Origin of the sequence: uncultured Microbulbifer sp. (genome assembly GCF_947498635.1) — a bacterium.
GTDB classification, from domain to species: domain Bacteria; phylum Pseudomonadota; class Gammaproteobacteria; order Pseudomonadales; family Cellvibrionaceae; genus Microbulbifer; species Microbulbifer echini.
Map to the genome: position 1 here is coordinate 49,589 of NZ_CANMKV010000030.1, position 6,000 is coordinate 55,588.

The window sequence follows — 6,000 nt, forward strand, 5'->3', positions numbered from 1 at the left end:
AGTACTGTTTGCTATGGAAAAGCCTGGAAAGGGTATGCTTAAGTCCACTGTCGCTGCCTTACTGATTTTGGTGATCTTCGCCTGCACTAAGAACTCTTTGAGTGATATTAGTGTTGACGACTTTCACCCTGAGGCACAGGTAGGCATTTACACAGTATCTCAAAGTGAATGTGCACTCATGAGATACCGAAAGATTATTAAAAGTGATTCACCTGTTGGATGCGAGCGCTTGCGAAAGGTCGTCTTCAACTTCTTCCCTATTTCCAGTCGACTCATGAGGAGTACTTTTGCGCTCGACAGTTTATACAGAAGCATACCTCCCCCGAGTAGCGGGATTCGCCAGAGAGCGGCAAACAACGTGGTGCCCCCTCCAAAAGGGGCCGTGATCGTCCTCGATGTTGTAGCCGGTGAAGTGCTTAATTTGTTTGGCGAGTTATATCGATTGAAATTTCCTATTAAATCTGCAATTCCAATCGAATATTTCAGCCAACAAGAGAGGGTAACTGAGGATATGAATAATACGCTGGCATTCGACTCTCGATTCATCACCAATGAAACCAGGTGGTCAGAGCATGCCTATGGAGTCGCTATTGATATTAACCCTCTACAGAACCCTTACCTGGATATTGAAAATACCTCCAGGGCTGAAGTAATACCCAGGGATGCTACTGAGGGATATTTAAATAGAGCAAAGTATCGAGTTGGAAAGCCGGTTCGCGTGGGGATGACAGAAGATGTGGCCCTAGTATTTGCCAAACACGGCTTTGCTGTTTGGGGTGGCGATTGGAATACGCCGATTGATTATATGCACTTCCAGGTAGGCTCTCGCCAATTTATTGACTATCTGGTGGCCTTGCCTTTAGAGGGGGCAAAAGTATTGTTTCGCCGTTATGTAAGCCAGCTTAATCAGTGTTTAGAGATGGGTGGCGCGAGGAATGACGCCGCCCTTCTCAGGAAGTCCTGCGTAGAGGAGGTTACGGCAGCATTTGAACCACAATGACCAAAAGTGGGGCAAGAGCCACCGACTCTCACTATCAAGTTAAAAACCGCTTGACCGGAGAGCGAAAATACATATACTGCTGCCAACAGCTAAAAAGTAAGTTACCTTTGTTTACACTCTCCATTTCGTCGCATCTCTGTAGTACTTCGTCCTGTAGATTTTTAAAGTTAAGTCTATTTTTTCGCTATTCATGCCTCATATGAAGGCTTACCCCTATTTGTTTTCAGGATATTATTATGTCTAACACTACTACCGGCACCGTTAAGTGGTTCAATGAAGAAAAAGGCTTTGGCTTTATTGCACAGAAGTCCGGCCCCGATGTCTTCGCACACTTTAGCGCAATCGCAAGCCCTGGGTTCAAAACCCTGGCCGAAGGTCAAGCGGTTGAGTTTGTCGTAACTCAGGGCAAAAAAGGCCCACAAGCAGAAAACATCGTCTGCATCTAACGGCTAGCTACCTTAGCGACTGAGTGACCCTACTGAGTCGCTTTGCGTTTCGCAGGTTGAGATACACTTTTCGAGTATCTCAACCTCGACTATGGGTATCCAATCACTTTGAATACCCACCTATTTTAAGTCCTCAATTTCAATTGAGTGATACCCGCCACCCTGCCTTGCCGAGTTATATCTGATCTGCACCGACACATCATTTAAGCCTTTATCAAGCACAACGTTCCTGGCGGTTTTCTGAGAGAAATTATGAATTCAGCCTTAGTAACGGCGCCCTCCTCCTCTGACACCTCAAAATACAGTAATCCCATCCCCGATCGTGTATTCATTATCAATTTGCTCAAAAAAAGCAATAAAGCATTGGATCGGCAGCAACTGGCCCGAGCATTATCTTTGTCCGGCAAAGAACAGAACGAAGCCTTACGCCGCCGCTTGCGTGCCATGGAGCGCGATGGACAGCTCTCCTTCGATCGACAGCAAGGTTACAGCTTAACTAGGGCAGAAGATTTGATAACTGGGCGCGTGATTGGCCATCCAGATGGCTTTGGCTTCCTTGCCTGCGATGACACCGAAGATGACCTATATCTTTCAAATACCGAAATGTCCACGGTATTTGATGGTGATCGCGCCCAGGTTCGCATAACCGGTGTTGACCACCGCGGCCGACAGCAAGGCGTCATCGTCAAAGTACTTGAACGGAATACCACTCATGTGGTTGGGCGCTTGCACGTCGAAAATCAGGACTACTTCCTTAAGCCCGAAAACAGCCGTATCGCCCATGAGATTGATGTCGATAGCGATCAACTGATGGGGGCAAAAGCCGGCCAATATGTGTCTGTAGAAATCATCGAGGCCCCCTGCCGCCGCTACAATGCCTTCGGAAGGGTGACGGAGCGGCTAGGTGATGCGATGGCCCCCGGCATGGAAATCGAAGTGGCGATACGGGGCCACGACATCCCCCATCGCTGGCCCCAGGAAACCACCAGGGCCGCGAAACACATGGGAGACGAGGTCGCAGAAACCGATAAACTAAATCGCACCGACTTTAGATCACTGCCCTTTGTGACTATTGATGGTGATGATGCGCGCGACTTTGACGACGCCGTCTATTGCGAAAAGACCAGGACCGGCGGATGGCGATTATTTGTCGCCATCGCGGATGTTTCCCACTATGTTATGCCCGGTGGCGCATTGGATCAGGAGGCGCAAAAGCGCGGCACTTCGGTTTACTTCCCAGGACATGTCGTCCCCATGCTGCCAGAAGCACTTTCCAACGGCTTGTGCTCATTAAATCCCCACGTTGACCGGCTAGTTATGGTCTGTGAAATAACACTCACCGCCTCTGGCAAAATGACAGCCTATAAGTTCTCGGAAGGGGTGATTCACTCACACGCCAGACTTACTTACAACCAGGTGAATACATTATTAACCTCACCTGATTCCGGTCCTGGGCTTACCGTGGCTCGCCAATATTCAGCAGTAGTGCCCCATATTCACACGCTGCATAACCTTTACACCGTATTGAGAAAGGCGCGGGCAAAACGCGGCTCAATGGATTTCGACAAGCAAGAAGTACAATTTAAATTTAATAAAGATCGCAAGATTGATCAGATAATTCCCGTCATCCGTCATGACGCACACAGAATGATTGAAGAGTTCATGCTGTGCGCCAATGTTGCGACAGCACGATTCTTAGAGAAGCTGAAAATACCGGCGCTATATCGGGTTCATGACGGGCCCAGAGATAAAAAACTGACCAATCTACGCGTATTTCTCGGCGAAAAAGGACTCAGCCTGGCAGGCGGCGACAAGCCCTCACCTGCCCACTATGATCGCTTGCTGAGGAGTATTGACCAGCGTCCTGATGCCGATATTATCCGCACAATGATGCTGCGATCACTCAGTCAGGCGGAATACAGCCCCGACAATCAAGGCCATTTTGGCTTGGCTTATTCCGCGTATGCGCACTTTACATCACCGATTCGCCGCTATCCTGACCTCCTCGTACATCGAGCGATTCGTTCGGAGATTAGCCAGGCAAGCAGTATAAACCCCTTGCGTCAAGCACTGAGGTTCTTCACTGGCGCTGGCAGAGGTTCCGTGCAGCGCTATAAAAATGCAGAACTTTTAAATCCCGCAACAAGCTATCCCTACGACAAAACGGCTATACGGGATTTGGCTGAGCATTGCTCAACCGTTTCCCGGCGCGCAGACAAGGCGAGCTGGGAGGTGGAAGCCTGGTTAAAATGTGAATATATGCAGGATTTTGTAGGTGACTGCTTTCGTGGTGTCGTCAGCAGCGTCGCCCACTTCGGCCTGTTTGTCGAGCTTGAAGATATCAAGGTTGAAGGACTGGTCCACATCTCCGCCCTAAAAAACGATTTTTATAATTTTGATGCCGCCAGACAGCGACTCAGCGGCGAGCGTAGTAAGACCAGCTACGGTCTTGGCGATGCTGTCGATATTCGCGTAGTTCGAGTCGATATGGAACGGCGCAAGATTGAATTTGAGCTGGAAGGCCAGCAGGGCCGAAAGAAACCATTTAAGAAAAAGTGATTGGAAAATATTGCTCTTTCAACCAGCAACAACTGGCCGTCAGGTTACGTGACCCTGAGTGCGCAAAAGTTTTTAGGGGAGCTTGAGGATTGGCGAAAGCCTTGGTTGAGCTCAACCTAAAAATCAAGCGTCGTGCTGACCGTTTGATCGAACATCACACTCGAATTTCACGGTCGCAGACCAATGTAAGTGTATACAGAGCACCTTTACTGAAGGTGCCCTGTAGATTCCGGTTAAGTCACAAGGGGCAATTTGGTGAATTACCCAGCCTGGCTACAGGCGTGAAGGGTGGCTTCCCGGATCGCCCTCTACATGGGGTTTATCATTATGTGTCACACCGTGAGAGGATTCGGTGGGTAACTCCCAGTCCCCCTCTTTACTCCAGGGATCATCTTCAGGAAAATCTTCAATGTAGATTTCCTTTTCTTCATAGTCCGGCTGGAAACGCAAATCATATTGTGCCGCTTTGACGATAGAGACGGATAACAGAAGCGCCACAATTAACAGTGGAACACCTCCAATAACGCTGGCAGTTTGCAGGGTATCCAGCCCGCCTAGAAACATCAGGGTGACAGGCATAACAGACAAAGCAAATGCCCAGAAAACCCGATTCCAACGTGCCGGTTCTTCATCCACCTCTTTTTGTACTACTGCCGCAAGAATATAAGAAATCGAATCAAAGGTAGTTGCGGTAAAGATCAAAGCGAGCACGGTGTAAACCAATATTACGAGTTTGCTGGCGGGCAACGTCTTCAAGATAGCAAATATTGCCGCGGTTGCCCCCTCCTGATTGAGCATCTGAACAACGTCCAACTCCCCAGAAAACTGCAGATAGACACCGTAGTTCCCTAGCACCATGAAGAACAGGAAGCACCCCAAGGTACCAAAGAATATGGAGCCCACCACCATCGCTTTGATCGTCCTACCGCGGGAGATTCTTGCAATAAAGAGGCCCACGCTCGGTGCGAATACCAGCCACCAGGCCCAGTAAAAAATAGTCCAATCCTGCGGAAAGTGGGTATCTGGAAAACGCTCAAACTGTGCAAAGGGCTCCGTCCAAGAGGCCATATGAAAGATATTGTCTAACACTCGCCCCAGGGCGTCCAAGCCCGTATTCAGCATGAACAGTGTGGGGCCCACTAAAAATACAAAAGCGAGTAGTGTGACCGAAAGCCACATATTGACATTGGAAAGAGCTCTAATACCATTTTTTAGACCGACAAAAGCGCTATAACCAAAAATGAGCGTGCATAGCATGAGCACCAGAACTTGCGTCGTCAGGTCCCTAGGTACGCCGAACAACTCATGAGCCCCCTCTGTAATTAGAGGTGCCGCAATTCCCAGTGTTGTAGCACCCCCCCCAAGCATCCCAAAGATAAAGAGTACATCGACGAACTTTCCGATCCCTCCTTTGGCCCGCTCCTCGCCCAGCACGGGCATCAGAGCTTCACTAATCTTCAATACGCTATGGTTCCTCACGTAGTAAAAATAGGCGATAGGTAAGGCTGGTATGAGATAAATAGACCATGCCAGTGGCCCCCAATGGAATATGCCGTAGGCAACCGCCCAGCGCGCAGCTTCGGGAGTGCCACCCTCAACCTGGAAAGGTGGGGTTTGGTAGTAATAGACCCACTCCACCATCGACCAGTAGAGGATGGAGGCTCCAATACCGGAGCAAAACAACATAGAAGCCCAGGACACCGTAGAAAACTCGGGGTCCTCTTCGGCTGTTCCCAGCTTTATTTGGCCAATATCACTAAATACGATATAGACCATAAAAAGTATGGCCCCCACCCCGAGCAACAGATAAAAAACGCCCAGCTGATCAGTGACAAATTTTTTGGCGGTCAGCACCCATGCGGCACCAACATCAGGAAATATTACGAGCGGAACGGTAACCAGTAATAACAGTGCAAGTGCCTAGATTGCCAACATAAGTGACACACGTTTACCCACCAAAAATTCCAGTGGGCTCAAGTAATTTAACACCTTCCT

Annotated in this window: 4 protein-coding genes; 3 read left to right on the forward strand and 1 reads right to left on the reverse strand. The window is 49.0% G+C overall.

What is annotated here, in order from left to right:
• Positions 1–34 precede the first annotated feature (34 nt).
• The 3 genes from Q1A69_RS14880 to rnr all read left to right on the forward strand — a co-directional run bounded on the left by Q1A69_RS14880 (position 35) and on the right by rnr (position 4,005).
• Entirely contained in the window at positions 35–1,000 is a 966-nt protein-coding gene (locus Q1A69_RS14880) for a M15 family metallopeptidase (protein ID WP_299586947.1), read from the forward strand.
• A 236-nt stretch (positions 1,001–1,236) separates the two neighbouring features.
• Positions 1,237–1,446 carry a cold-shock protein gene (locus Q1A69_RS14885; protein WP_299586949.1) on the forward strand — a complete coding sequence of 70 codons (210 nt, stop codon included), beginning with the start codon at positions 1,237–1,239 and terminating at the stop codon, positions 1,444–1,446.
• Between the two features lie 252 nt (positions 1,447–1,698).
• Positions 1,699–4,005, forward strand: coding sequence for a ribonuclease R (rnr, locus tag Q1A69_RS14890; RefSeq protein WP_299586952.1), 2,307 nt, complete (start codon positions 1,699–1,701; stop codon positions 4,003–4,005).
• Positions 4,006–4,278: 273 nt separating this feature from the next.
• Here rnr and Q1A69_RS14895 read toward each other — a convergent pair whose 3' ends face one another.
• Positions 4,279–5,916, reverse strand: coding sequence for a BCCT family transporter (locus Q1A69_RS14895; protein ID WP_299586954.1), 1,638 nt, complete (start codon positions 5,914–5,916; stop codon positions 4,279–4,281).
• Positions 5,917–6,000: the final 84 nt, after the last annotated feature.